The sequence below is a fragment of the Arthrobacter sp. MDB1-55 genome (assembly GCF_059092925.1).
Genome location: NZ_JBNHID010000001.1, coordinates 1148683 through 1173307, shown reverse-complemented (window position 1 = coordinate 1173307; position 24625 = coordinate 1148683). Strand labels below are relative to the sequence as shown.

General features: G+C 63.5%; 22 protein-coding genes and 1 tRNA gene. 16 read left to right on the top strand and 7 right to left on the bottom strand.

All coding sequences use genetic code 11. From position 1 onward, the window contains the following. Nucleotides 1-61 precede the first annotated feature (61 nt). Nucleotides 62-1300, bottom strand: a complete 1239-nt coding sequence (gene glgC, locus AC5RU3_RS05600) for a glucose-1-phosphate adenylyltransferase (protein ID WP_309070396.1) — start codon at nucleotides 1298-1300, stop codon at nucleotides 62-64. A gap of 86 nt (nucleotides 1301-1386) precedes the next feature. Here glgC and glgA point away from each other — a divergent pair, with 86 nt between their 5' ends. Further along, nucleotides 1387-2580 (top strand): glycogen synthase, encoded by a 1194-nt coding sequence (glgA, locus tag AC5RU3_RS05595; RefSeq protein ID WP_309070397.1) that lies wholly within the window; start codon nucleotides 1387-1389, stop codon nucleotides 2578-2580. Here glgA and AC5RU3_RS05590 read toward each other — a convergent pair. Together AC5RU3_RS05590 and AC5RU3_RS05585 are read right to left on the bottom strand one after the other, a co-directional pair. Then, nucleotides 2577-4664: an acyl-CoA dehydrogenase family protein gene (locus AC5RU3_RS05590; protein ID WP_493965008.1), complete on the bottom strand. Its 2088-nt coding sequence runs from the start codon at nucleotides 4662-4664 to the stop codon at nucleotides 2577-2579. The genes glgA and AC5RU3_RS05590 overlap by 4 nt on opposite strands. After that, nucleotides 4661-5380, bottom strand: coding sequence for a TetR/AcrR family transcriptional regulator (locus tag AC5RU3_RS05585; protein WP_309070399.1), 720 nt, complete (start codon nucleotides 5378-5380; stop codon nucleotides 4661-4663). Before AC5RU3_RS05585 ends, AC5RU3_RS05590 begins: the two co-directional genes overlap by 4 nt. A gap of 111 nt (nucleotides 5381-5491) precedes the next feature. Between AC5RU3_RS05585 and AC5RU3_RS05580 the strand changes: the two genes are divergently transcribed. The 7 genes from AC5RU3_RS05580 to AC5RU3_RS05550 all read left to right on the top strand — a co-directional run bounded on the left by AC5RU3_RS05580 (nucleotide 5492) and on the right by AC5RU3_RS05550 (nucleotide 13038). Continuing rightward, nucleotides 5492-6832: an acetyl-CoA C-acetyltransferase gene (locus AC5RU3_RS05580; protein ID WP_493965007.1), complete on the top strand. Its 1341-nt coding sequence runs from the start codon at nucleotides 5492-5494 to the stop codon at nucleotides 6830-6832. 2 nt (nucleotides 6833-6834) lie between these two features. Continuing rightward, nucleotides 6835-8178, top strand: coding sequence for a 3-oxoacyl-ACP reductase (locus AC5RU3_RS05575; protein WP_309070401.1), 1344 nt, complete (start codon nucleotides 6835-6837; stop codon nucleotides 8176-8178). Further along, entirely contained in the window at nucleotides 8178-9104 is a 927-nt protein-coding gene (locus AC5RU3_RS05570; protein WP_458117112.1) for a MaoC family dehydratase, read from the top strand. Before AC5RU3_RS05575 ends, AC5RU3_RS05570 begins: the two co-directional genes overlap by 1 nt. Before the next feature lie 156 nt (nucleotides 9105-9260). After that, the gene (locus AC5RU3_RS05565; protein WP_458115070.1) at nucleotides 9261-10226 is read left to right on the top strand and encodes a trypsin-like serine peptidase; all 966 of its coding nucleotides are present in this window, start codon (nucleotides 9261-9263) and stop codon (nucleotides 10224-10226) included. 101 nt (nucleotides 10227-10327) lie between these two features. Beyond that, a complete protein-coding gene (locus AC5RU3_RS05560) occupies nucleotides 10328-11566 on the top strand; it encodes a kynureninase (protein ID WP_493965006.1) in 1239 nt (412 codons plus the stop codon). A 71-nt stretch (nucleotides 11567-11637) separates the two neighbouring features. Beyond that, a tRNA-Leu gene (locus AC5RU3_RS05555) sits at nucleotides 11638-11721 on the top strand. A gap of 306 nt (nucleotides 11722-12027) precedes the next feature. After that, the gene (locus tag AC5RU3_RS05550; RefSeq protein WP_493965005.1) at nucleotides 12028-13038 is read left to right on the top strand and encodes a 1-aminocyclopropane-1-carboxylate deaminase; all 1011 of its coding nucleotides are present in this window, start codon (nucleotides 12028-12030) and stop codon (nucleotides 13036-13038) included. Nucleotides 13039-13597: 559 nt separating this feature from the next. Here AC5RU3_RS05550 and AC5RU3_RS05545 read toward each other — a convergent pair. Next, nucleotides 13598-14200: a DUF6318 family protein gene (locus AC5RU3_RS05545; RefSeq protein ID WP_309070406.1), complete on the bottom strand. Its 603-nt coding sequence runs from the start codon at nucleotides 14198-14200 to the stop codon at nucleotides 13598-13600. Between the two features lie 184 nt (nucleotides 14201-14384). Here AC5RU3_RS05545 and AC5RU3_RS05540 point away from each other — a divergent pair, with 184 nt between their 5' ends. Together AC5RU3_RS05540 and AC5RU3_RS05535 are read left to right on the top strand one after the other, a co-directional pair. Then, nucleotides 14385-15686 carry a M20/M25/M40 family metallo-hydrolase gene (locus AC5RU3_RS05540; protein WP_309070407.1) on the top strand — a complete coding sequence of 434 codons (1302 nt, stop codon included), beginning with the start codon at nucleotides 14385-14387 and terminating at the stop codon, nucleotides 15684-15686. Beyond that, nucleotides 15686-16846, top strand: coding sequence for an acyl-CoA dehydrogenase family protein (locus tag AC5RU3_RS05535; RefSeq protein WP_493965004.1), 1161 nt, complete (start codon nucleotides 15686-15688; stop codon nucleotides 16844-16846). Before AC5RU3_RS05540 ends, AC5RU3_RS05535 begins: the two co-directional genes overlap by 1 nt. Here the strand turns inward: AC5RU3_RS05535 and AC5RU3_RS05530 are convergent. Continuing rightward, complete coding sequence (locus AC5RU3_RS05530; protein WP_309070409.1) at nucleotides 16843-17076, bottom strand: DUF5703 family protein; 234 nt, start codon at nucleotides 17074-17076, stop codon at nucleotides 16843-16845. The two genes, AC5RU3_RS05535 and AC5RU3_RS05530, sit on opposite strands and share 4 nt — an antisense overlap. Nucleotides 17077-17117: 41 nt before the next feature. Between AC5RU3_RS05530 and AC5RU3_RS05525 the strand changes: the two genes are divergently transcribed. Next, nucleotides 17118-17363, top strand: a complete 246-nt coding sequence (locus AC5RU3_RS05525; protein ID WP_309070410.1) for a hypothetical protein — start codon at nucleotides 17118-17120, stop codon at nucleotides 17361-17363. A gap of 17 nt (nucleotides 17364-17380) precedes the next feature. Here the strand turns inward: AC5RU3_RS05525 and AC5RU3_RS05520 are convergent, their stop codons facing one another. Beyond that, nucleotides 17381-18316, bottom strand: a complete 936-nt coding sequence (locus tag AC5RU3_RS05520) for an aldo/keto reductase (RefSeq protein WP_309070411.1) — start codon at nucleotides 18314-18316, stop codon at nucleotides 17381-17383. A 49-nt stretch (nucleotides 18317-18365) separates the two neighbouring features. On the opposite strand from AC5RU3_RS05520, the gene AC5RU3_RS05515 reads away from it, so the two are divergent. After that, a complete protein-coding gene (locus AC5RU3_RS05515; RefSeq protein ID WP_309070412.1) occupies nucleotides 18366-19190 on the top strand; it encodes an undecaprenyl-diphosphate phosphatase in 825 nt (274 codons plus the stop codon). Nucleotides 19191-19239: 49 nt separating this feature from the next. Continuing rightward, nucleotides 19240-20523, top strand: coding sequence for a cysteine--1-D-myo-inosityl 2-amino-2-deoxy-alpha-D-glucopyranoside ligase (gene mshC / locus AC5RU3_RS05510; RefSeq protein WP_493965003.1), 1284 nt, complete (start codon nucleotides 19240-19242; stop codon nucleotides 20521-20523). Here mshC and AC5RU3_RS05505 read toward each other — a convergent pair. After that, nucleotides 20520-21416, bottom strand: coding sequence for a proteasome assembly chaperone family protein (locus tag AC5RU3_RS05505; RefSeq protein WP_309070414.1), 897 nt, complete (start codon nucleotides 21414-21416; stop codon nucleotides 20520-20522). The genes mshC and AC5RU3_RS05505 overlap by 4 nt on opposite strands. A 104-nt stretch (nucleotides 21417-21520) precedes the next feature. On the opposite strand from AC5RU3_RS05505, the gene AC5RU3_RS05500 reads away from it, so the two are divergent. The 3 genes from AC5RU3_RS05500 to AC5RU3_RS05490 are packed head-to-tail and all read left to right on the top strand — an operon-like array spanning nucleotide 21521 to nucleotide 24584. Continuing rightward, nucleotides 21521-22294 (top strand): HAD family hydrolase, encoded by a 774-nt coding sequence (locus AC5RU3_RS05500; RefSeq protein WP_309070415.1) that lies wholly within the window; start codon nucleotides 21521-21523, stop codon nucleotides 22292-22294. Further along, the gene (locus AC5RU3_RS05495; RefSeq protein ID WP_493965002.1) at nucleotides 22291-23445 is read left to right on the top strand and encodes a site-2 protease family protein; all 1155 of its coding nucleotides are present in this window, start codon (nucleotides 22291-22293) and stop codon (nucleotides 23443-23445) included. The genes AC5RU3_RS05500 and AC5RU3_RS05495 overlap by 4 nt, the downstream gene beginning before the upstream one ends. 56 nt (nucleotides 23446-23501) lie before the next feature. Then, nucleotides 23502-24584, top strand: coding sequence for a tRNA (adenine-N1)-methyltransferase (locus AC5RU3_RS05490; RefSeq protein ID WP_493965001.1), 1083 nt, complete (start codon nucleotides 23502-23504; stop codon nucleotides 24582-24584). The last annotated feature ends 41 nt before the right edge of the window (nucleotides 24585-24625 follow it).

The window sequence follows — 24625 nt, the reverse complement described above, 5'->3', positions numbered from 1 at the left end:
CCGCCCTGGTGGCGGCTGCCCTGCTTGGGAATATCCCGGATTCGAACTACCTCAGGGACGGCTACTCCACCATCTGGCCCTTGCTGAGGATGGTGAGGCCTGAATCCGTCACCGTGAATCCACGGCTGAGGTCGAGCTCCCTGTCGACGCCGATCTTGGCCCCGGGCGGTACGTGAACGTTCTTGTCGATGATTGCCTTGTGAACTACAGCTCCCGCTCCGATCGTCACGTGGTCGAGCAGGACCGAGCCTGCGACGTCCGCGCCCTCGTCGACGAACACATCCGTCGCCAGCACCGAGCCCTGGACCGAACCACCCGAGATCACGACGCCGTTCGACACGATCGAATCGTGTGCCACGCCGGAGACGCCCGTGGCGCTGCGAACGAACTTGGCAGGCGGGGAAATGCTCTGGCGGGTGTAGATCGGCCACTCGAGGTTGTAGAGGTTGAACAGCGGCAGTGGAGTGATGAGATCCATGTTCGCTTCGTAATAGGAGTCGAGAGTGCCGACGTCGCGCCAGTACTGGCAGTCCCGGTCCGTCGATCCTGGGATCTCGTTCCTGGTGAAGTCATAGACGGCGGCGTCTCCACGCTCCACGAAGTGGGGGATGATGTCGCCGCCCATATCGTGCTTGGTGTTCAGGCGCGCAGCGTCGATTTCCAGAGCTTCGATGAGCGCGTCGGTATTGAAAACGTAGTTGCCCATGGATGCCAGGAAGCTGTCCGGGTCATCCGGCAGGCCGGGTGTGGATTCAGGCTTCTCGACGAAGGCCGAGATCCGGTCGGGATCGCTGGAGTCCAGCTCGATTACTCCGAACTGGTTCGCGAGGTGCAGCGGCTGCCGAACCGCCGCGACGCTGACCGATGCTCCGCTCTTGATATGCGCCTGCACCATCTGCTCGAAGTCCATGCGGTAAACGTGGTCGGCACCGATCACGACGACGATGTCCGGCCGGGCATCGTGAATGAGGTTCAGGGACTGGTAGATGGCGTTCGCGCTTCCAAGGAACCAGCTCTTGCCCCGTCGCTGCTGTGCCGGTACCGACGCGATGTACTGCTGCAGCTGTGTGGACATCCGCCAGGTCTCGGAGATGTGCCGGTCGAGGCTGTGCGACTTGTACTGGGTAAGCACCACGATCTGCAGATAACCGGAATTGACCACGTTGGATAGCGCAAAATCAATCAGGCGGTACGGTCCCGCGAATGGCACCGCAGGCTTTGCGCGGTCCGCAGTCAGGGGCATCAACCGTTTTCCTTCGCCGCCTGCCAGTACTACCGCCAGCACTTTTTTGACTGCCACGGTTCAAACCCCTTCCGCTCGTCCTTGAGTATGACCTCGTTCGACTCACACTAGAGGACTGGCCCGCCCTGCACTACGTTGGAAACGTGCGAATAGACATTGTGACAAAAGAGTTCCCGCCGGAAATCTACGGTGGAGCAGGTGTTCACGTCGCGGAACTGGCTCGTGTGCTGGCCGGGCGTGTCGATCTGGCTGTGCACTGCTTCGGCTCCGCCCGCCCCGAGGACTACCACGGTGCTCGCGTGAGCACCTACGGAGTGCCGGATGGACTTGCAGCTGCGAACGCTGCGGTCCAGACTCTTGGCACAGACCTGTCCATCCTTCAGGGCATCGCGGGCGCTGATCTGGTTCACTCGCACACCTGGTACGCAAATATGGCGGGTCACCTCGCGTCGCTTCTTCATGGGATTCCGCACGTCCTGAGCGCGCACAGCCTGGAACCGCTGCGTCCCTGGAAAGCGGAGCAGCTCGGCGGCGGATATGCCCTCTCATCCTGGGTGGAGAAGACGGCCTACGAGGCCGCGGCGGCTGTCATCGCTGTTTCGGACGGTATGCGCCAGGACATCCTGCGCTGTTACCCGGACGTTGATCCGGCGAAGGTTCAGGTGGTCCACAACGGCATTGACACCGCAGCGTGGTCGGCGGACCACAATGACGACGCCGTCCGGTCGCTGGGCATCGATCCCGGCAAGCCCAGCGTGGTCTTCGTGGGACGGAACACGCGGCAGAAAGGCGTTCCCTATCTGTTGCGCGCGGCGGCGAAGTTACCCGCCGATGTGCAGCTTGTGCTGTGCCTTGGCGCCGCGGACACGCCGGAACTGGCCGCCGAGACCGCCCGGCTAATCGATGAGCTGCAGGCGCAGCGCGGCTCGGTCATCCTGATCGAGCGGATGCTCCCGCGACCTGAACTCATCCAGGTGCTCAGCCATGCCACTGTCTTCGCCTGCCCCTCAATTTATGAGCCGCTGGGGATCGTGAACCTCGAGGCCATGGCGTGCGGCGCCGCAGTGGTGGCAAGCGCCACGGGAGGCATCCCGGAGGTCATCGAGGACGGCATCACCGGTACGCTCGTTCCGCTCGAACAGGTTCAGGATGGAACCGGAACTCCGCTTGACCCGGACGGGTTCGTGAATGATTTCGCGGAGGCTCTAAATGTCCTCGTCGCGGATCCCGCACGCGCCCGCGCCATGGGTGAGCGCGGACGCGTCCGCGCGGAAGAGCATTTCTCGTGGGACTCCATCGCTGAGTCCACCCTCAACGTCTACCGCTCGGTGCTCTAGCGGGTCTCGGCCCTCCGCTCGATGAGGATCTTCTCGTCGAGCGGGGCGTCTGGGCTCGCCCGCAGGATGCGGGCGTAATTCCGGGACTCCTCCTGGCGCCCCCGTTCTGCGCCGGTTGCGATGGCCGCGCGCAGGTGCTCGGGACCGTAACCGAACGCGTCAACCAGATCCACGGCGTGTGGGCGAAGCTTCAGCAGCAGCCGGTTGATGTACGGACCGAGCGTTCTGGCGCGCTGCGCCGAGAGCCGACCGTTCATCAGGTACCACCCGAGGTTGTCCTCGATGAGGCACAGTCCGAAGAGGTCACGGAGCCACGTGAGGACCTGGCGTGTACCGGCGTCCTCGGTGCGGGCAAGGGCCGCGGTAAACGCCTCCCACTGCAGCAGCTCCGCGTGGGCGCGGGCAGCCTCGATGAGTTCGTGCTGGTGCTGATTGAAGACCTCCGCCGCTTGGGCGGGAGGAAGCCGGCGTGCTCCCCGCAGCGCCCCGGCCAACTCCCCGACCATGGTGTCGACCCTGCCGCAGAGCAGTTCGTGCTGGGTGTCCTCGTCCCGAAGTGCGATCGCTGATTTCCGTTCGGAGCCGGTGTCGACCACGGTTTGGAGAACCCGGCGCAGACCGGTCCTGTGCAGCGTGCGGTCAGCGGCCTGAGTAGCAACGAAGCGGGCCAACACGCCGAAATCGACTCCCTGGAACTCCTTGGCGTAGTCCGCAAGCAGGCGCTTGGCAACGAGCTGCAGCAGGACGTTGTTGTCCCCCTCGAACGTTGCATACACGTCGAGGTCCGCGCGCAGCGAGGTGTATCTGTTCTCGGTAAGGAATCCCGCACCCCCGCTGGCCTCCCGGCACTCCTGCAGCGTGTCGAGCGCGTGCCACGTGGATAGCGGCTTCAGCGCCGCCGCCAGCGTCTCCAGATCCTGGCGGTCCTCATCGGTTGCATGCTTACCGGAGAACACGCCGTCGAACTTCTCAAGCAACTCTTCATGTGCGAAAGACGCGGCATACGTAGTCGCCAGCCGGGGGAGGAGCCTGCGCTGGTGGAGCTGATAATCGAGAAGGACTTCCTCGGACAGTTCCGAAGACGTCGTGAACTGGCGGCGCTCCACCGAGTACTGGATGGCCGTTTTCAGCGCCAGCTTGCTGGCAGCCACCGCAGCACCGTCGAGGGAAACCCGGCCCTGGACCAGAGTGCCCAACATGGTGAAGAAGCGCCTGCCGGGCGACTCGATCGGGGAGGTGTATGTTCCGTCCTCGCTGACGTTCCCATACCGGTTGAGGAGGTTGGCACGTGGGACCCGGACATGCGTGAAGTGCAACCGGCCGTTGTCGATCCCGTTCAGTCCGCCCTTGAGTCCGTCGTCTTCACCCCCGATTCCTTCCAGGAAATTCCCCTCCTCGTCGCGCAGTGGCACATACAGCGCATGCACGCCGTGATTAACCCCGCGGGTGATGAGCTGTGCAAAGACGACGGCGGCCCTTCCGTCGTTGGCCGCGTTACCTATGTAGTCTTTCCAGGCCGCGCGAAACGGCGTATGAAGATCGAAATCGCCGTTCTCGGAGTCGAAGGTGGCGGTGGTGCTGATGCTCGAGACATCCGAGCCGTGTCCGGTTTCGGTCATCGCGAAGCAGCCCGGGATTTCCATGTTCATGATGCCCGGGAGCCACCGACGGTGATGTTCATCGGTTCCGAGGTGCAGGACTGCCGCTCCGAACAGGCCCCACTGCACACCCGCCTTGATCTGGAGCGAAGGGTCAGCGACCACCAGCTCCTCAAAGCCGGCGATGTTGCCGCCGTGGTCATCGGATCCACCCAGCTCCGTGGGGAAGGCCCGGTGGACGGCCTTGTTCTGAACAAGCACGTGGAGCTGTTCAAGACAGCGTGCTCGATGCTCAGCGCTGGTGGCACCCTCAACCTTGTGTAGGGCGGGATCCCCTGCGAGCGCACGCGCCGTCCGGCGCGAGCTTGCCCAGCGTCCCAGCAACTGTTCGCCCAGGGCTGCCACGTTGACGACGGCGGCGTCGTCGTCATGGATTGGGAGGGTGGCTGGTACCGAGAGCTCGGGACGTGTGGCTGTTTGGGTCATGATCCATCCTTTGAAAGGGGGCTGCGAAGAGAGGTAGGTGCGAGAGAAGCCTGCGGCACTGCGGTGGCGATACCGTCGAAGAGCCAGGCGGTGAGGGAATCAGCGAGGTCGGATTCACTGGGACGGTCAGGCCCCGGGGGTACCGACAGCCACTGCTCTCCTGCGGCGCGGACCATGCCGATTGCCGCACGGGGCCAGAATGTCAGTGGCTGCGGAACGGCGGGCCCGGCAGGGTCGTCCGCCAGATATCGCTCCATGGGACTGGCGAGCATCGTGGAGATCGCGTCGAAGAATGTGCTGAGCGTGGGGGAGCTCTCAAGTGCGGAACCTGCGTCCTGCGCCGGCTGCGTCACGAACATGTAGACGTTCGGTGAGGACTCGGCCATCTGCAGGTACGCGGAGACCATCGCACGCAGACCGTCCCTGGGCGTACTGGCCTGCCGGGCCGCCTCAATCAGTTGCTCCTGCATCCGACCGACGACAACCTCGCCCATTGCACGCTGCAGCCCTGCCTTGTCCCCGAAGTACCGGTAAAAGACGGACTTGGATGTCTCTGCTGCCGAAGCGATCTCCTCCATGGAGGCGCCCGGGCCGATTCTGTGTACTGCTTTGCGTGCGGTCCTGATGAGTGCCGCGCGGCGGGCTTCGCGATGCTTGGACCATCGGCTGGAGCGTCCGTCCGCAAGCGGGCGCACATGGGCAGTGAGCTGATTCACGATACTCAGCGTATCAGGTACGCTGGGTATCGATAACTTACCGGGTCTGCCGCATGAGAGTCAGTCGGGCAGGACCTCTTTTCCACGCAAAAGCGCCAGCCAAGGAGCAGCATGAACTCCCTTCCCACCCAACAGGACTCCACGCCCGAGAGCGACCGCAGTGTCCCAGCGCAGCCGCGGGCCGCCGTCGTGATCGGAGGGAACCGCATCCCGTTCGCTCGGTCTGGCGGACAGTACGCCTATGCCTCCAATCAAGAGATGCTGACGGCGGCGTTGGACGGCCTCGTGGCGCGCTTCGGGCTACAGGGCGAGCGCATCGGCGAGGTGGCGGCGGGTGCCGTCCTGAAGCACTCCCGTGACTTCAACCTCACGCGCGAAGCGGTCCTGGGATCAGCGCTCGCCGCGAATACGCCCGCATACGATGTGCAGCAGGCCTGCGCCACCGGTCTCGAAACCGTGGTCGGCCTTTCCAATAAGATCAAGCTCGGGCAGCTCGAATCGGGCATCGCCGGGGGCGTTGACTCGGCATCGGACGCACCGGTGGCGGTGAGCGAGGGGCTGCGGCGCGTATTGCTCGACCTCTCGAGGGCGAAGAGCACTATCCAGAAGCTTGCAGCGTTGCGCGGACTTCGCCCCGCGGACCTGTTGCCGAATGCTCCGACAACATCGGAACCCCGTACCGGACTCTCGATGGGCGAGCACCAGGCAATCACCACAGCCCGCTGGAACATCAGCCGGGAGGCTCAGGATGAGCTGTCGCTGGCCAGCCACACGAACATGGCGGCGGCCTATGACCGTGGATTCTTCGACGACCTCGTCACGCCGTTCCGCGGGGTGTCCAGGGACGCCAACCTCCGCGCTGATACGTCTCTCGAGAAGCTTGGCTCCCTCAAGCCGGTGTTCGGGCGCAATCTCTCCGCAGATGCGACCATGACCGCCGGCAACGCAACCCCGCTGACCGACGGCGCGGCGGTCGTTCTACTGGGTTCCGAGGATTACGCCCGCCAGAACAATCTGCCGATGCTCGCCAATGTCGTTGATGCGGAGGCGGCAGCTGTTGACTTCGTAGACGGGAAGGAAGGCCTGCTGATGGCGCCGGTCTACGCCCTGCCACGCTTGCTCCAGCGGAACAACATGAGCCTGGCCGACTTCGACTTTTTCGAAATCCACGAGGCATTCGCCAGCACCGTCCTCACCAGTCTTGCGGCCTGGGAAGATGAAGACTTTTGCCGTACACAGCTGGGGTTGCCCGGCGCCCTCGGGAGCGTCGACCGTACCAAGCTCAACGTCAACGGATCATCCCTCGCTGCCGGACATCCCTTCGCCGCGACCGGCGCCCGTATCGTTGCTTCCCTGGCCAAGACGCTGGCTGAAAAGGGGTCGGGCCGCGGTCTTATCTCTGTCTGTGCCGCCGGCGGTCAGGGCGTCGTCGCGATCCTCGAGGCGCGCTGATCATGACGGACACGTACCTCAAGCTCGTCAATGCCAAGCCATTCAGCCAGTTTGCGAAAACGGCAGGCCTGCCACGACCCGTGCCGCTCCGGCGTCACGCTCCCGGTGCGCCGCTGGTTCCCGGTCCGGTTCTCGTACTCGGTAGGTCGCCGGGCACCCAGACCGTAGCCACCACACTGCTCGGCTGGGATCTGGATGTCCGTCGGCACCTACGCCCCAAGGAGAAACTGGGGGCGGTGGTCGTAGTGCTCGACGATGTCGCGGATCCCGCCCAGTTGGCAGGTCTCTTCCTGGAAGTCGGCTCCGTCGTTCGCCAACTCCTGCCCGGCGGGCGCATCGTGACGATCTCCCGGCCCGCAGCAGGCAGCACCGAACCTCGGGTTGCCTCCGCACGTAACGCCGTCGAGGGTGCATTGCGCAGTCTTGCGAAGGAGCTGCGCGCCGGTGCCACCGCTAACGGGGTCCTGCTCGACGCTGACGTGGACGTGGAAGCGCCCAGCGTCGGTGCGACACTCGAGTTCCTCCTTTCCGGCAAAAGTGCCTACGTCGACGGACAGTTCGTCACCGTGGAAACGTCCGACGGCGCTGCGCACCATCAACGCTCCGATGCTCCGCTCGCTGGGAGAACCGCCGTCGTCACGGGCGCCGCGCGGGGAATCGGCGCTGAGATCGCCAAAGTTCTTCGCCGCGACGGAGCCCAGATCATCGCCGTGGACGTGCCGGCCGCGGGCGAACACCTTGCCCTGGTTGCGAACGAGGTGGGAGGCACGGCCCTGCAGGTCGATGTCACGGCACCCGATGCTGCAGAGCGGATCCTCAATCACGCCGCCACCCGTTACGGCAGGCTGGACATCATGGTGCACAACGCAGGGATCACCCGCGATCGCCTGCTGGCGAATATGGACCCGGCACGGTGGAACTCCGTCATGGCGGTGAATCTTGAATCGCAACTGCGCATCAACGAGAAGCTCCTCGCCGCTGACGGGTTCAGCGCCGACGGCAGCATCGTCTGCCTCGCGTCCACCAGCGGGATTGCAGGCAACCGCGGCCAGACAAACTATGCCGCGTCGAAGGCCGGCGTGATGGGGATGGTCAGGTCCACGGCCAACTCACTGGCCGGATCCGGGCGCACTATCAACGCCGTCGCACCGGGGTTCATCGAAACCGACATGACCGCGAAGATCCCCTTCGCCACGCGTGAAGTGGCGCGTCGTCTGAGCAGCCTCCAGCAGGGTGGGCTCCCTCTGGACGTAGCCGAAGCCGTGTCCTTCCTCGCGTCTCCGGGTGCCTCGGGAATCAGCGGCCAGGTATTGCGCGTTTGCGGTCAAAACCTGGTCGGTGCGTGATGGATCGCTTGCTTCAGGAACCGCCGCCCCTCACCGCCCTCTACGCGAAGGCGCTGATACGTCCTGCGCAGACCGCCCTGCGGTTACGGAAGCCGTCAACCGCACTTCCCGATGTCCGTCACCGGGTGGAGAACGTCACTGCGACGCCGGAGAAGGTAGCCGCCTTTCAAGGGCTAATGGGCCGGTTCCAATCTCAATTCCTGCCATCGGGATACGTTCACACGCTCGCTTTCCCAGTCGCGGTCAGCGTGCTGGCCCGCCCCGACTTTCCTCTTCCGTTACTCGGCATGATCCATCTTCGCAACGAGGTCCGCCATCTTCATCCGATTGCCATCGATGAACGTCTCAGCGTGACGGCACGGGTGGAGAACCTGTTGCCCCACCGCAGCGGGACGATGGCTGACGTCGTGGTCGATGTGGAAGCTGCCTCCGAACTTGTGTGGAGCGGACGGTCCACCTATCTGGCGAAAGGCGTTCAAGCCGCTGCGCCAGGAACAGACAGCAGTGACCCTGCCGTGACCGATCGCACAGCGGAGGATGTCCCCGATTATCCGACACGTGTTTGGACATTGAACGGCGGCATTGGGCGCAGTTATGCGGCTGTGTCGGGAGATTACAACCCGATTCACCTCAGCGTTGCGTCCTCGCGGATGCTCGGGATGAAGCGACCTATCGCGCACGGGATGTATCTTGCGTCGCGCATGGTCGCCGAGATCGGACCGGACGAGTCATCGCCGTTCCAGTGGACGATCGACTTCCGGGCGCCCGTCACGTTGCCGTCCAAGGTGCTGCTCTCGGCACAGGTGGAGAGATCGTCCACTTCGGACTGGCTGGGTGCCGAGGTGACCGCGTGGGATCCGAAACGCCGTCGTACTCACTTCTCAGGGCGGCTGGAACGATTGCACCGGCAAGCCGGCGCGGAATAGTTGCACACCGGCTCTTCCACGTCCAGAGGGAGCGGTTGAATCACCACCACTTTCAGGTCAGTTGGCTCCCGGACCTGTGAAGGCGGTTCCGAACAGTGGAGACTCCAGATGTCAGCTACCGCTGACTGCTCACCACTGATCGAAACGAGGAATTTCGTGAACTCACGAGGTTTGAAGGCAGCCGTTTTCGCAGCATCGACGCTGATGGCTTCGGCACTTCTGTCCGGCGGGGCCGCCCAGGCCGCTCCGCAGGTGCCAATGAAGGCGCCGGCAGCATCCATCTCGCACACCCAGGTCGACTCGCAGGAAGCACTCGAGGCGTACTGGACGCCGGAACGGATGAAGAGCGCGAAGCCGGGCAACACCATCAACTCCCAGGGCTGGGGCGAGCAGGGCCGCTCGATCATGCCCAAGGCCGGCACTGAGGCGCAGGCCGCGCCCCAGCAGAAGGCAGCACCAAGCACGAGGGCAGGCAGCCCGGCTCCGGTCTCACATATCGGGAAGGTGTTCTTCACGCTCGGCGGCCAGAACTACGTCTGCTCAGCGAACTCCGTGCAGAGCACCAACCAGAGTACTGTCGCCACCGCTGGACACTGCACCTACGACATCAACGCAGGCTGGGCCAGCAAGTTTGTGTTCGTCCCGGCCTACAACAACGGCTCCGCCCCCTACGGCATGTGGTCGGCCACTTCGCTGCACTCCACCACCGAGTGGGTGTCCCGGAACGACATCAGCTACGACGGCGCCTTCGCCGTCGTAGCTCCGTTGAACGGCCGGACCCTGACCGCCGCGGTAGGAGCGTCGAAAATCGGGTTCAATCTCGCCCGGGGCCTCACCTACACCGCCTATGGTTACCCGGCAGCCTCACCGTTCAACGGTGAGACCCTGAAGAGCTGTTACGGGACCGCATCGAGGGATCGGATCGGCGGCACCCAGTCACAGGGCATCCCCTGTGACATGACCGGCGGATCTTCCGGCGGCCCGTGGTTCGTCGGATCCGGCTCGGGCGGCACCCAGAACTCGGTGAACAGCTTCGGCTACAACATCCAGAAGAACGTGATGTATGGCCCGTACTTCGGCAGCTCAATCCAGACCGCGTACTCCACGGCGTCGAACCGCTAACACGCACTTGCCACCATCGAAGGGCCGGCTTCCCCGCCGCGGGGAAACCGGCCTTTCGATGGTGTGATCTGCCCTACACCGCCCGCACTTACACTGATCTCATGACTCCCGACTCCCGGCTGGCGCTCGCCCGCAGTCTCGACGCCGAAGACCCGCTCGCGTCACGCCGCTCCCTGTTTGAAGGTCACGACGACGACGCTGTCGCGGCGTACCTCGACGGCAACTCGCTGGGACGGCCGCTCAAGGCGACCAGCGCCCGTCTCACGGAATTCGTACGCGATCAGTGGGGCGGGCGGCTCATCCGTGCCTGGGACGAGGATTGGCTGCAACTTCCGCAGAGGGTGGGGGACAGGATCGGCCGGATTGCACTCGGTGCCGCTCCGGGTCAGTGCGTGGTGGCCGATTCGACCAGCGTTCTCCTCTACAAGGTCGTTCGCGCGGCCTGTGCCGCCCGCCCCGACCGTACCGAAATTGTGATTGAGCGGGACAACTTCCCTACCGACCGATTCATCGTTGAGGCCATCGCCGCCGACCGCGGGCTAACGGTTCGCTGGGTGGAGGTAGCGCCTGACGCCGGTCCGACGCTGGAGGGGGTGAGCGAGGCGCTCGGCCCAGATACCGCCGTCGTCGTGCAGAGTCATGTGGCGTACCGATCCGCGCACATAGCGGACATGGAAGCCATAACCCGCCTGACACACGACGCCGGAGCGCTCATCGTCTGGGACCTAAGCCACTCGGTGGGGTCGGTTCCGGTGCGGTTGGACGAGTGCGAAGCCGATTTTGCGGTCGGATGCAGCTATAAGTACCTGAACGGTGGGCCAGGAGCGCCTGCTTGGGCATACGTCGCAGCGCGACATCTGGCGGACCTCAGCCAGCCAATCCCCGGGTGGTTGGGAAGTGCGGATCCCTTTGGGATGGGGACGGGCTACCAGCCCGCAGACGGGATTCGCCGCATGGTCTCGGGTACACCGCCGATCCTGGGTATGCAGGCGCTGCAGGACATGCTGGACCTTCTGGAGGAAGTCGGCATAGAGGCTGTCCGTGCGAAGTCCTTGAAGTTGACTTCATTCGCCGTCACCATCGTCGAGGACCTCATGGGGGCCGACGGGGTGCAGATTGCCTCACCCCGCACTCCGGAGGAGCGCGGCAGCCACATCACGATTGACCATCCTGCCTTCAGCGGGATGATCTCGGAGCTCTGGCGCGACGGAATCATTCCCGACTTCCGTAATCCTCATGGCCTGCGTCTCGGGTTCTCACCCCTGTCGACGTCCTTCGAGGAGACTCTCGTTGGTATCGGATCAATTGCGGACAGACTCCGGTCGAGAGGTCTCGATTAAAGACTTCGGGCCTGATCGTGTTAGAGTTTTTCTCGCTGCTTCGAGCGATTCACTCCTCGAAAACATCACCTGCGCGGGTGGCGGAATGGCAGACGCGCTAGCTTGAGGTGCTAGTCCTCTTATTGAGGGTGGGGGTTCAAGTCCCCCTCCGCGCACAACAAAAACCCCGGGAAACCGGGGTTTTTTTGTGCCCTCAACCACGCGAAGTGCGTTCTCGACCACGTGTCTCCCGCCTCGACCGCTGGACGCCGCTTCAGTTTGGGTCGGCGCTGTATCTATTGGAGCCGACTTCTGCCAAAGGCGTGATGGAAAACCCGGGTACCCCCGAGCGAACCATTGGTACGGTGATGGGACCGTCCGCCGGCTGGGTGTGAATCACCTGCCGTAGGCGAGTTTTTGATCGACGGGCGCTCAGTCTTCGTTTCGCTTGTGCTCCCGTCTCCTAGCGAAGGGACCTATCCATGGCTATCTCGGATTTTGACCGCTACCCCCTCACCTTCGGCCCTAGTCCGGTACATCATTTGCCTCGCCTGACGGCGCACCTGGGCGGAGCGCATATCTGGGCAAAACGGGAAGACATGAACAGCGGGTTGGCGTTCGGGGGGAATAAGACCCGCAAGCTTGAGTACTTCATCCCCGATGCGATCGCTCAGGGTGCAGACACCCTGGTATCTATCGGCGGGTACCAGTCCAACCACACACGCCAGGTCGCTGCAGTCGCAGCGAAGCTGGGCATGAAGGCACGTCTGGTCCAGGAAAACTGGGTGGAATGGCCCGATCCGCTCTCGGACCGGGTGGGAAACATCCTGCTCTCCCGGATAATGGGCGCCGACGTGCGGTTGGACAGCGCCGGTTTCGACATCGGAATCAGGGACAGCTGGAAAAATGCCATCGAAGAGGTGAGGGCCGCCGGGGGCACTCCTTACGCGATTCCGGCAGGCGGCTCGGACCATAAACTCGGCGGGCTGGGCTTCGCGAATTGGGCGTATGAAGTAGAACAGCAGGAACGTGAGCTTGGCGTGTTCTTCGACACCATCGTTGTGTGCACAGTTACCGGCTCTACTCACGCGGGAATGATCGCGGGGTTCGCGGGACAGCAGAGGCCGCGTCGCGTCATCGGGATTGATGCGTCTGCCACCCTGCGGAAAACGCGCGAGCAGGTCGAACGAATAGCACGGAACACGGCAGAGCTGATAGGACTGGGCCGCGAACTCCGGGATGACGAGATCACTGTAATGGAAGGATGGGCCGGCGATCTGTACGGAATACCGGTCGAGTCAACGCTGGAAGCCATCAGGTTGGGCGCCTCGCTGGAAGCGATGATCACTGACCCCGTCTACGAGGGGAAGTCGCTGGCAGGCCTGATTGATTTGGTCAAGAGCAGAGATATCCCGGCCGGCAGTAACGTCCTGTATGCCCACCTCGGCGGCCAACTCGCTCTCAACGCCTACAGCGGCTTGTTTCGCTCCTGACTCCTTCGCCAACCCGTCCCAAGGAATCACCAAGCCTTCCAAAGCATCATTGAGCCGGGAGCAGCCGCCATGACCTGGCGAGAGTTCTCGCCGGGCGGGTTCGACGTACGCGCCTCCTGCATCGGACCCGTCCGGCTCCCCTCACAGCCGGGTGTGGGACTCTTCTTCGGGTTACTGAAAGGTACTCTCAAGAAGCCCTCAAGCAATTCTCACGTCTGTAGAAGATTGCTTGACGCCTGAAGCTTCAGCAGAGGATCCTGAAAGTCCTGTAGCAGAGCGGGACTAGTTGGGGCGGATATGGGAACAATCAAGTGCAAGACCTGTCCGAGCACGTGGACGGTCACAACGAGCAAGGCTGAGTCTGTCATCGCACAAAATCACACGTACCTGAACCCTGGCCATAGGACGGTCACGTTGTGGGAGGAACATGAGGACGAGGCACGCGCTTCCTGATCGATGAGTGTGTGAAGTCACCAACCTCGCGAATCGGTCTAACGAAAAAGCACCCATCCCCTGCGGTCGGCAGGGGATGGGTGCTTCTACGTGTCGAGGAGCAGGACTACTCCGCAGCAGGCAGTTCGGCGTCCGGAGTCTCCTCGAGGTACGTCGCTTTCCATTCGCCCTCCGTGTAGACCACGGTGGCCGAGTAGATCGAGCCGGCCGCGTCGAACGGACGTGTCTCCTGCGCCTCGCCCGACTCGTCGAACTCAGTGTAGGCACTCGGATTGACGGGGATCACAGCCTCAACTTCCACGCCCTCAGCGACCTCGTCGGCGGGGGTAGTGATGAGGATCTGCTTCACCTTGGGCTGCCCGCCAAGGATCCAACCGCCGTCGTCGTAGATAGCCTTGATCGATTCAGCATCGGCAACCGCCGCGTCAGCGCCGTCGAGGGACGCGAGCAGTGCTTCGATGTCGCCTGTCTGCAGGGCGTAGGACTTCAGTTCGAATACATGGTGCAGAAATGCCTTGGCCCCATCGGCGGTTGACTCGCCCATGAGCTCATTGGTGGCAGGCTGCACGATGTTCGCTGCAGGAGCGCTTGAGCTTGCAGGGGTGGGCGCTGCCTCTGCTGGTGTGGCGGCAGATTCGGAGGACTCGCCGCAGGCGGTGAGCACAGCGAGGGCGACGACGGCGGTAGCCGCAATCTTGATGGTCTTCATGTTCTCCCCAGGGAAGGTAATTTGTGCGCCAGAGCGGCGCCGACGCCCAACAGACTAGCCGTAGCCTGAGGCAACAAGACGCAATTCACAGCGGAACGTGCTGCAAATCACACGATTCGGGTCCCGGCCCCGGTACTCATCGGTAGGCTGGAGTCATTCACCCACCGAACGATGGAGGTCTGTCATGGGAGTCGCCCCCGAAGATGAAGTAGTCCGGATCTGCCGGGAGCTCATACAGATCGACACCTCCAACTTCGGAGACAACGAGGGGCCGGGAGAGCGGAAGGCCGCTGAATATACGGCGGGGCTGATTGAGGAAGTGGGTCTTGAGGCCCAGCTCTTCGAGTCGGCCCCGGGCCGGGCGTCGGTTGTCACCCGTGTCAGCGGAAGCGACTCAAGCCTCCCTGCGCTGGTGGTTCATGGCCACCTCGATGTCGTGCCGGCGCAGAAGGAGGATTGGAGCGTAGACCCGTTCGGCGCGGAGGAACGGGACGGTCTGATCTGGGGACGCGGGGCCGTCGACATGAAAGACATGGATGCGATGATCCTGTCTGTCCTCCGGTCGATGCAGCGGGAGGGTGTCCATCCGAAGCGTGACCTCATCTTTGCCTTTTTCGCCGATGAGGAAGCCGGCGGAAACTACGGCGCCTCCTGGTTGGTCGACAACAAACCGGAGCTTTTCGAGGGCGCAACCGAGGCGATCTCGGAGGTGGGTGGATTCTCGGCGACGATCGGCGGGCAGCGCACATACCTGCTGCAGACGGCGGAGAAGGGGATCTCCTGGCTCCGCCTCGTGGCTCACGGCCGGGCCGGGCATGGATCGCAAATCAACACCGACAACGCGGTGACACAGCTCGCCCGGGCAGTGGCCCGTATCGGAGAGCATCAGTGGCCGGTTGAACTGACACCTACCACGCGCCAGTTCCTGGATGGCGTGACGGAATTGACCGGCGTCGAATTCGACCCTGACAACCCGGAGACACTACTCAAGGAACTGGGCACCGTCGCGCGCTTTGTCGGCGCAACCCTTCAGAACACGTCGAACCCAACCATGCTGAAGGGGGGATACAAGCACAATGTCATCCCAGGCAGCGCGGAGGCGCTCATCGACGTCCGTACCCTTCCAGGGCAGGAAGAGGAAGTCCTGGCGACCATCAAGTCCCTCGCTGGAGAGTCCGTGGAAGTCTCCTATGCGCACAAGGACGTTTCCCTCGAGGTACCGTTTGCCGGTAATCTGGTCGACCGCATGGTCGATGCCTTGCTTGCCGAGGACCCTGAAGCCAAGGTCCTTCCGTACACCCTGTCCGGTGGCACAGACAACAAGTCGCTCAGCCGGTTGGGCATCACCGGGTACGGATTCGCTCCGCTGCGGCTGCCGGATGATCTCGACTTCACCGGAATGTTTCACGGCGTGGATGAGCGGGTTCCCACCGAATCCCTCCGTTTCGGCGCGAGGGTCCTCAACCGGTTGCTCACCAACAGCTGATGGGTTCCCCCGCAGAAGAAATCCTCCCGGACGACCTCCTGAACCGGTTCCGAACACGCGCGCCTGATTACGACGCACGCAATGTGTTCTGCCACGAGGATTTCGATGATCTCGCCTCACGCGGTTATCTACGGCTCTTCTGCGCGGAGGACGACGGCGGCGCGGCTCTTGGCATGGCGGAAGCGGTTGCCTGCCAGCGACGATTGGCTGCTGCCGCGCCCGCAACCGCCCTCGCCGTCAACATGCACCTCGTCTGGACCGCCGTGGCAAGGCTTCACGAGAAGCTGGGGGACCCGTCCCTGGGCTTCATCCTGAAAGAGGCTGCCGAGGGGGAGGTCTTCGCCTTCGGACTATCGGAACCGGGTAACGATGCTGTGCTGTTCGACTCGATAACCATTGCGGAGCGGGAAGTGGGCGGTGCCTACAAGTTCACCGGTACCAAAATCTTCACCAGTCTTTCCCCGGTATGGACCAGGCTCGGCGTCTTCGGCAAAAGCGAGGGTGGCGGGGAACCGCAACTCATTCACGGATTCGTCACCCGGGGGTCAACAGGTGTGGAAATCCTCGCGGATTGGAACACGGTAGGGATGCGGGCGACGCAATCGCACACGACTCGCCTCAACGGCGTCGTCATACCGTCCGAGCGCATCTTCCGGCATCTCCCGGTCGGCCCCAATCGCGACCCCTTCGTCTTCGCCGTCTTCGCCGCATTCGAGACCCTCATCAGCGCCGTTTACGCGGGCATCGCGGACCGCGCCCTCGAACTCGCTGTGCAGGCGCCGCTTGCGCGGACGCCCGGTATGGACGGCGTTCCGGTTGCGTCCCGACCCGCCATACGGATGACCGTAGCTGAAGCGGCAATGAAGTGGGAGGCTCTTGACGCGCACCTTCGGCTGCTCGCTGCCGACCTGGATGACGGCGTCGACCATGAGGACCGATGGTTCGCAAAGCTGGTGTCCCTCAAGACCCACGCGACAGGCGCCGCCCGCGAACTGGTGGATGCAGCTGTGTCGCTCTCCGGCGGCAGGGGCTACTTCACGGACAGCGAGATCAGCCGCCTTTCGCGCGACGTGACCGCAGGTACCTTCCATCCCTCCACCGTGGAATCCGCTCGTCGCACGGTGGCGAACGCCTGGCTTGGACCTGAGCAGCAGATCTAGGCCGTGCGCTCCACCCGCAGGACCTTGCGCCGAAGCCAGAACCTTCGATGCCCGCCAATGTAGATGCAGCTGCGTTCGAGTTCCCACTTGCCGTATTCGGCATGTTCGGTCAGGAGCTGGCGGGCAGCGGACAGGGGCTCACCAGCGCTGACGGTGACCACAAGGTACTCATACTGACGGCCGTAGTCCCGTTTCCGGATGACGGTTGAGTTCAGAAATTGTTCGCGCATTTCCCTCCAATTTGCTTCACTTTACCGATAACGTCTAGACCATGAGCATCGATCCGCGTGTCGCATTGCAATCGCTGGTTTCCGCACTTGAAGAGCACCTCGCCGCTGCAGCATCGCGCAGGGGAGACGATGATCCGGCGGTGGAATCTGCTTATCTTTCGATCGCGGATTCCTTTGAGGCATACGAAGAATCGTTGTATGAGGCGTATGGAGAAGTGACTCCGCTCGTCATTTACGAGGACGACGAAGACGAAGAGGAAGAAGTGGAGTCGGTCACCGGTTCGTAAGCCGACCGATCCGGCGGCTATCGGGGAGCCGAAACCTCATCGAGAACCTCAGCTATCTGCGCGGGCAGGGGAGCCTGGGAACACGCAAGAAGCTCCTTGAGTTGCGCCCCCGTGCGTGCGCCGAGGACAGCCGAAGCCACGGTCGGTCGCTGGAGCAGCCAGCGCAGGGCGACCTCCGCAGCTGAGAGTTCCAGTCCGCGCGCAGCAGTAGACACCGCATCCGTGATCCGCGCGGCCTTGCCGGCCAGATATGGTTCGAGATAGCCGGCCCAGTCGTCGCTGGCAGCACGAGAATCAGACGGCAGTTGGGAGCGATACTTCCCCGTGAGCGCCCCACGGCCAAGCGGTGCCCAGGCGATGGTTCCCACACCGAAAGCTTCCGATGCAGGCAGCACCTCGTCCTCCACCCGTCGGCTCAACAGGGAATACTCCGTTTCGTGGACAGACACCGGGAATCCTGCCGTGGAACACAGCCGGGCAAGTTCCCACCCTGTGTAATTGGTCACACCCACATAGCGGGCGCGCCCTGAACGATAAGCGTATTCCAGTGCGGCCAGGGTCTCCTCGACGGGGACGGGCGATTCCGACGCCGGCGCCATCCAAAAGTCGACGCTGTCGGTGCCCAGCCGTGAAAGCGAAGCGTCCAGAGAATCCAGCAGTCCCTTACGCGAGGCGTCCACGCGGCCCTCGGACCAGTGCCTCGGAATGCCGCCCAGTACTGCAAGTACAACCTCAGAGCGGGCGACGACGTCTCCCAACAGGGAACCGAGGAGCGCTTCCGCCTGCCCGTCGGAGAATCGAGCAGCAGTGCTCACAAGCGTTCCACCGGCCTCTACAAACAGGCGAAGTTGCTCCCGCGCTGCCTCTTCATCAACGTCCATTCCCCAGGTCATCGTCCCTAGACCGAGCACAGATACCAGCTGTCCGCTACCGCCCACATTTCGCCACTGCATACGCCAAGCCTAAAGCCTGTGCTCCGAACGGTGACGTAGGGTCTTATCTGTGAATTGGATCGAAGCGGCCGTCCTGGGCCTCGTTCAGGGCCTTACCGAATTCCTGCCAATCTCATCGAGTGCACACCTGCGGATCGTCGGGGAATTGCTGCCCAGGGCGCAGGACCCCGGAGCGGCCTTCACCGCCATCACCCAACTTGGAACTGAAACCGCCGTCATCGTCTACTTCTGGCGCGACATCCTCCGGATCATCCGGGCATGGTTCGGTTCGCTCACCCGGAAGGTCCCACGAAACGATCCGGATGCACGGATGGGTTGGCTGGTCATTCTCGGCAGTATTCCCATCGTCATCCTGGGTCTGCTCTTCCAGGACCAGATTGAAAGCACGTTCCGCAGCATGTGGCTTGTCGCCACCATGCTGGTGGTCTTCGGCGTCATTCTGGCCGTCGCAGACGCTGTTGGACGCCAAAGACTCACCCTCGACCGTCTCACCTATAAGCACGGCATCCTGTACGGCTTCGCCCAGGCGCTGGCGCTCATTCCCGGCGTCTCCCGCTCGGGCGGAACCATCACCGCGGGACTCCTGATGGGCTACACCCGCGAGGCCGCCGCACGGTATTCCTTCCTTCTGGCCATCCCCGCAGTCTTCGGCAGTGGCTTCTACCAGCTCTACAAGAGCGCAGGCACGCCGGGACCCTACGGACCCGGGGAGACGCTGCTCGCAACACTTATCGCCTTCGGCGTGGGCTACGTGATCATCGGATGGTTCCTGAAGTTCGTTTCCACACGCAGCTACGGAATCTTCGTCTGGTACCGCATAGCGCTGGGCCTGGTTATTTTCTTGCTCCTTGGTTTCGGTGTCATCTCCGCATAACGGGCGCCGCGCCATCTGTCCTCCAACACCGACCCTCTAAGGTAGAACCGTGATCTCCTGGAATTCCCGCACTGTTCCGGACCTGCCCGGCGGCCCCCCACCCATCCGCCTTTGGGATAGTGCGTTGGGGACACTCGCCGAACTCCCGCAGGAAGCCCGCCAAGGACTGTATGTATGCGGGATAACCCCGTACGACGCAACCCACATGGGCCACGCGGCAACCTACGTGGCCTTTGACCTGTTGAACCGGCTCTGGCGGGACGCCGGTCATGACGTCGACTACGTGCAGAATGTCACCGACGTCGATGACCCGCTGCTGGAGCGGGCGACCGCCACAAAAGTCGATTGGATGGATCTCGCCCGTTCCCAAACGGACCTCTTCCGCACCGATATGGAGGCACTGAACGTACTGGCGCCTGACCATTACGTGGGCGCGGTGGAGTCGGTGCCGGCCATCGTTCCGGTCATCGAGGACCTGCTCCAGCGCAACCTTGCCTACTGCGTCCCTGGATCGGAGACGGAACCCGATGGGGATGTCTACTTCTCTGTCGAACGAGCCAGCCAGGAAACGGATGCCGGCAACGGAACCACGTGGAATCCGGGTTTCATCTCGCACCTGAGTGGGCAGGAAATGATCGCGACCTTCGCCGAGCGGGGCGGAGACCCCGCCCGAGCCGGCAAGCACAACCCCCTGGATCCGCTCCTGTGGCGCGTGGCGCGACCAGGGGAGCCCTCCTGGGACGGAGCCTCCCTGGGCCCGGGCAGGCCAGGGTGGCATATTGAGTGCTCCGTGATTGCACTTCAGCACCTCGATGCGCCCTTCGCGGTTCAGGGCGGGGGATCGGATCTGATGTTCCCGCACCACGAGATGAGCGCCGGACATGCCCAGGCCATCTCGGGTCTCCCTCTCGCCCGCCACTACGCGCATGCGGGCATGGTTGGGCTCGACGGCGAGAAAATGAGCAAGTCCAAGGGGAATCTTGTGCTGGTGTCAGCTCTACGGGAGGCCGGCACGGATCCAGTGGCCATTCGTCTTGCCATCCTCGCGAATCACTACCGCTCCGACTGGTCGTGGACCACGGGAGCCCTCGACGCTGCACGCTCCCGTCTTGATATGTGGCGAGCGGCGCTTGCCACCGCCACCGTGGAGTCGGTGCACGAACTCCTTGCGTCGATGCGCGCGGCACTGGCTCATGACCTTGATGCTCCGGCCGCCTTGGAGGCAGTGGACAGCTGGTGCGCGGCGGGCGCACATCTCACGGGTACAGACGAAGGCGCGGAGCTTGCGGCGGACGCGCTGGACGCACTCTTGGGCATCCGGTTGAAGGACTAGTCCTTCCGCCGCTTTTTCAGGTAACGCTCGAACTCCCGTGCGATGGATTCGCCGCTTGCCTCGGGCAAGTCGGCGGTATCTTTGGCTTCCTCAAGCTGCCGGACATACGCTGCAACCTCCGGGTCCTCAGTCGACAGCTCGTCAACGCCCCGCTCCCAGGCCTCCGCTTCCTCGGCGAGCGCGTGGGTGTCCAGACCTACGTGAAGCAGCTCTTCCAGACGGTTCAGCAGGGCAAGCTGCGCTTTAGGCGACGGTGACTGTCCAACATAGTGGGGAACAGCAGCCCACATGGACAGCGTCGGTATATCCGCGAGCTGACCGACTTCAGCGAGCACCCCTACTATTCCAATGGGCCCCTCGTAGGTTGAGGACTCGACGTTGAGCGACTCGCGAATGAGGTCATCGTCTGAAGAAACCGTGACCGGTATGGGGCGGGTATGGGGCACGTCCGCGAGAAGGGCACCCACCAGGACGAGGCAGTCGACCTCGAGCTCCTTCGCCATTCCGATGAGTTCGGCCGTGTAGGCGCGCCACTTGTAGGACGGCTCCACTCCGTGCACAAGGATCACATCGAGGTTGCTCTCCGGCACCGAAGCGCGGCTGATGCGGGTGGTTGGCCACTTGATGCGCCGCTGCCCGGAGCTGTTGCGTTTGATGACGGGCCTGGTGAACTGGAAGTCGTAGAACTCGTCGGCGTCAATGGTGGAGATCTTCTCGCCGCCCCACTGCTTGCCCACAAACTTCAGGGAATCGCTGGCGGCTTCGCCGGCGTCGTTCCAGCCTTCGAAAGCGGCCAGCATCACGGTGACCCGGCGCTTCCCGTTGCTCTCAGGGAAGAGCCCCGGAAGGCCCGCGGGAACGCCTTGGCTCTGGTTGTCTTCGAACGTACTCACCGTTTCACCCTAGACCTCCTGCTGCTGCCCTGTCAGGCACGCCACCGGCGCTTCGCGCAGAGCGCACCGCAGTTCGGCGCAACGCAGCCACGTAGACTTGGGACATGGTCACCCCTTCCAGCGATACGGCTGTGCCCTCGAACATCACCGCGCCGCCCGGGCATGAAGCGTCCGGAACGGTCGAGCTTCAAGCGGTCCTCTGGGACATGGACGGCACCATTGTCGACACCGAGCCGTACTGGATAGAAGCGGAGCACCAGCTGGTAGCGGCTCACGGTGGCTCCTGGTCAGCTGAACAGGCCGAGGGTCTGGTAGGGCAAGCTCTAACTTTCTCCGCCGGGGTGCTGCAGGCGGCCGGTGTGAAGCTCAGCGTGCGGGAGATCATCGATACGCTCACCGAACAGGTGACGGCTAAGGTGCGCGAATCGGTGCCGTGGAGGCCCGGTGCGCGCGAACTCCTTCTGGCCCTTCGCGGAAGGGACATCCCATGCGCCTTGGTCACTATGTCGGAGCAGCAACTGGCCGTGGAAGTGGCCCGGCATCTCCCGGGAGACACCTTCGAGCTGCTGGTCACCGGAGACCGCGTCACCAGGGGGAAGCCCGATCCGGAGGCCTACCAGACGGCGTTCGATGAACTTACTGCACGCGTAGGCCCGTTGCGTAAAGGGGCCGTCGTCGCGATTGAGGATTCCCTTCCCGGCGTCACCGCCGCCAAGGCCTCCGGAGTGGTGACTCTCGGTGTGCCGCATTTCGTTGCGTTGCCCCCCGACTCCGCCGACCATCTTTGGCCATCCCTCGAAGGGCGCCAGGTCGAGGATCTCGAAAGCCTTCTGCCCTCCCAGACCGAGAGCGCCTCCGGCGACAGGCGGATCACGTGAACCGGTCACGACGCGCTGAGGCAACACGGCAGGACGGCATACCGCTGGGAAGGATTGTCGGTATCCCTGTGGTGCTGGCCTGGTCCTGGTTCATCATTGCCGCTTTCGTGGTGATTGTCTTCGGCCCTCAGGTAGCAGATCTATACCCCGGCCTGGGAATCGGTGCCTATGGCGTTGCTCTTGCCTACGCGGTGCTCCTGGCGGTATCGGTGCTGATCCATGAGCTCGCCCACGCACTTTCTGCCCGCCGCTTCGGATGGCCGACAACCCGGATCGTCCTGAACCTCTGGGGTGGACACACCCAGTTCGAGAACTTCGCAGCCAGCCCGGGCAGATCTCTCGTTGTGGCGCTTGCGGGACCGGCCGCTAACTTCGTCCTCGCTCTGGCCGGCTGGGGAGCGATTCTCCTTCTGCAGCCAACGGGCGTGACCAATCTGCTCGCCAATATCCTCGTCTGGGCAAATTTCCTCGTCGCAGCGTTCAATGTGCTGCCGGGACTGCCGCTCGACGGCGGGCGGATCGTGGAATCAGCCGTCTGGCGCGCTACCGGAAGCCAGGAAAAGGGCACCGTGGCTGCCGGCTGGACGGGGCGGTTGATCGCCGTCGGACTGATCGCCGTCGTCGTGCTGGTTCCGCTTCTGACTGGTAGCCAGCCCAGTCCCGTCACGGTGATCGTAGCCGTCGTCATGGGAGGTTTTCTGTGGCTGGGAGCCAGCTCCGCGATAGCCAATGCCAAGATGCGGCTGCGGCTACCGGAAGTCAGCGCGGGAAGGCTCAAGCAGCCTGCCGTCGGCGTACTCGCCGGGACCTCCGTGCAACAGGTAAAGCGTCTCCTCGCCGACAGGCCGGGAGTCGACGTCGTTCTCACCAGCCCGAACGGGCTGCCGGAAGCGGTAGTTGACCGCGATGCGCTGACGGCCGTTCCCGACTCCCAGGCTGAGACCACTCCTGCCAACGCTGTTGCCCGGGCCCTCGCCCCCGGAGCATATGTCCCGGAATTGGCCGAAGGGCAGGAGCTGGTGCAGTATCTCGCCCGGCTCGCCGGCAGTGAATACGCCGTCACGGACAGACAGGGCACAGTGACCGGGTTGCTGCACCAGTCCGTTGTCATCGCGGCAATCACCGGCCGCTCCCACCCAGGTTTCAACTGACACCCCAAGCACGCGGGCGCCTCCGGGCTGCCTCAGCAGAACCACCGGAGGACCTCATGAACACCAGCCAGTTCGGCACGGCGACCGACATCGAGACTGAGCAGCAGCCCCATGGAGCGGCAGCTCGCCGCGGTCCGCTCCGTCCCGGCGAACGGGTGCAGCTGACGGACGAAAAGGGTCGGATGAATACCATCACCCTGACCCCGGGCGGAGCCTTTCACACGCACAAAGGGTTCCTCAGCCACGATCAGCTGATCGGAGCATCGGAAGGCACCATCGTTACCAACACCAACGGCGCGCAGTACCAGGCGCTTCGCCCGCTGCTCTCCGACTTCGTGCTGTCGATGCCGCGCGGCGCGGCCGTCGTGTACCCCAAAGATGCCGGCCAGATCGTGACGATGGCTGACATCTTCCCAGGTGCGCGCGTCGTCGAGGCTGGGGTCGGTTCCGGAGCGCTCTCCATCTCATTGCTGCGCGCCGTCGGTGACAACGGCTACCTTCACTCGTTCGAGCGTCGGGAAGAGTTCGCGGACATCGCGAAAGGGAACGTCGAGACGATCTTCGGCGGCCCGCACCCCGCCTGGCAGATCACGCTCGGAGACTTCCAGGAGCAGGTCATTGAGGCCGAAAAGCCGGGAACCGTTGACCGCGTTGTCCTCGACATGTTGGCGCCATGGGAATGCCTCGACGCCGTTGCCACAGTGCTGGCACCCGGCGGTGTGTGGATCAGCTACGTCGCTACGGTGACACAGCTGTCGCGTACCGCCGAGGCGATTCGCGCCGACGGACGGTTCACCGAGCCGGACGCGTGGGAATCGATGGTGCGCGGCTGGCACCTTGAAGGCCTCGCGGTCCGCCCTGATCATCGGATGGTGGCGCACACCGGGTTCCTGCTCACGACCCGGCGCCTCGCGCACGGCGTGACCGGTATCAGCACCAAGCGTCGACCATCGAAGACAGGGTTCAGCGAGGAAGACCTGAACGCGTGGACCCCCCAGGCCGTGGGTGAGCGTGCAGTGTCGGACAAGCGGCTTCGACGCGTGGCGCGCGACGCCAGTTCAACTATCCAGCGTGGGTCGCTTCCACCCGAGGAAGCCCAGGCTCGACGCGAGTCCGAGTCGGCCGACAAGGGCGAGTAATCCGGCTCGGCCGAAAGTGACGAAGTTATCACTTTCGACCT

What these genes read in the sequence shown, in the direction of transcription:
- AC5RU3_RS05550 (WP_493965005.1), top strand. Translation starts at nt 12,028, where the DNA reads ATGGCTATCTCGGATTTTGACCGCTACCCCCTCACCTTCGGCCCTAGT.
- AC5RU3_RS05490 (WP_493965001.1), top strand. Translation starts at nt 23,502, where the DNA reads ATGAACACCAGCCAGTTCGGCACGGCGACCGACATCGAGACTGAGCAG.
- AC5RU3_RS05545 (WP_309070406.1), bottom strand. Translation starts at nt 14,200, where the DNA reads ATGAAGACCATCAAGATTGCGGCTACCGCCGTCGTCGCCCTCGCTGTG.
- AC5RU3_RS05535 (WP_493965004.1), top strand. Translation starts at nt 15,686, where the DNA reads ATGGGTTCCCCCGCAGAAGAAATCCTCCCGGACGACCTCCTGAACCGG.
- AC5RU3_RS05560 (WP_493965006.1), top strand. Translation starts at nt 10,328, where the DNA reads ATGACTCCCGACTCCCGGCTGGCGCTCGCCCGCAGTCTCGACGCCGAA.
- AC5RU3_RS05500 (WP_309070415.1), top strand. Translation starts at nt 21,521, where the DNA reads ATGGTCACCCCTTCCAGCGATACGGCTGTGCCCTCGAACATCACCGCG.
- AC5RU3_RS05575 (WP_309070401.1), top strand. Translation starts at nt 6,835, where the DNA reads ATGACGGACACGTACCTCAAGCTCGTCAATGCCAAGCCATTCAGCCAG.
- AC5RU3_RS05570 (WP_458117112.1), top strand. Translation starts at nt 8,178, where the DNA reads ATGGATCGCTTGCTTCAGGAACCGCCGCCCCTCACCGCCCTCTACGCG.
- AC5RU3_RS05590 (WP_493965008.1), bottom strand. Translation starts at nt 4,664, where the DNA reads ATGACCCAAACAGCCACACGTCCCGAGCTCTCGGTACCAGCCACCCTC.
- AC5RU3_RS05520 (WP_309070411.1), bottom strand. Translation starts at nt 18,316, where the DNA reads ATGCAGTGGCGAAATGTGGGCGGTAGCGGACAGCTGGTATCTGTGCTC.
- AC5RU3_RS05580 (WP_493965007.1), top strand. Translation starts at nt 5,492, where the DNA reads ATGAACTCCCTTCCCACCCAACAGGACTCCACGCCCGAGAGCGACCGC.
- AC5RU3_RS05525 (WP_309070410.1), top strand. Translation starts at nt 17,118, where the DNA reads ATGAGCATCGATCCGCGTGTCGCATTGCAATCGCTGGTTTCCGCACTT.
- AC5RU3_RS05530 (WP_309070409.1), bottom strand. Translation starts at nt 17,076, where the DNA reads ATGCGCGAACAATTTCTGAACTCAACCGTCATCCGGAAACGGGACTAC.
- AC5RU3_RS05540 (WP_309070407.1), top strand. Translation starts at nt 14,385, where the DNA reads ATGGGAGTCGCCCCCGAAGATGAAGTAGTCCGGATCTGCCGGGAGCTC.